The organism is Thalassospira sp. ABL2_045 (assembly GCF_056161285.1).
Genome location: NZ_JBSWYV010000037.1, coordinates 1 through 956, shown reverse-complemented (window position 1 = coordinate 956; position 956 = coordinate 1). Strand labels below are relative to the sequence as shown.

Here is a 956-nt window from a genome sequence, read left to right as displayed (position 1 = left end):
CCTTATACATTGAGAGGCACGAACATTTGGTATGATGTTCGTGCCTCTTTTCATTTGGGAGCCTGCGTATACGCAGGCTCCCGGATCCGTGAGGTGTTGAGGCGCCCTTGGATTTTTACATCCGTAAAAAAGCTGAACACTCACGGTCTCTGGAGGCATTGTCGAACCGCTGGAAGAGCTTTGACGCTCGAGTATAAGGAGGACATTGCCGTGTCTTATACTACCCGTTTTGTTGGTGTCGATGTATCAAAATCCTCGCTTGATCTGTGCATTTTACCAGACAAACGCACCCTGCGCTTTGCCAATTCAGAAACCGGGATTGCAGACCTGATCGCCAGACTGCAGGCTTTCCCGGGGCTGGAGCGGATTGTTCTGGAGCCAACCGGCGGCTATGAACGCCTTCTGGTTCGAGCTTTGCAAGCTGCACAATTGCCTGTTTCAAAGGTCAATGCCCTGCTGATCCGCCACTTTGCCAAAGCGTCAGGAACCCTGAGCAAAACAGACAGGATTGATGCCTTTGTACTGGCTGATTACGGCCAACGCATGTCGCCGCGCCTGATGGCCAGAACAGATGAAGCCCGCTATAAACTCGCTGATTTTGTTGCCCGTCGGCGCCAACTTACACACATGCTGATCCAGGAGAAGAACCGGCTTGAAAAGCCTGATAATCCGGCTCGGGCCCTGATCGAGGAAACCGTCAACTTCCTCACCCGTCAGAGACAGGAAGTCGAGAAGCTGATGCGCGAGTGTGTAGACACATCCCCGGAATTGACGGCGATATTACATGTTCTGTTGACCCAGAAGGGAGTGGGTTTTGTAACCGCCTGTGTGCTGATCGCTGAATTGCCCGAGATCGGATTGCTTGAAAAAGGGCAGATTGCAAAGTTGGTCGGTGTCGCCCCGATCAACAGAGATAGCGGTCTGTTCCAGGGCAAAAGAATGATTGGCGGCGGACG

The 956-nt window shown here is 52.6% G+C and carries 1 protein-coding gene; it reads left to right on the top strand.

The window, feature by feature from the left end; translation table 11 throughout:
* Nucleotides 1–93 precede the first annotated feature (93 nt).
* Nucleotides 94–956: IS110 family transposase (locus ACXAIA_RS20615; protein ID WP_475351008.1), on the top strand; the 863-nt coding region annotated here is incomplete at its 3' end.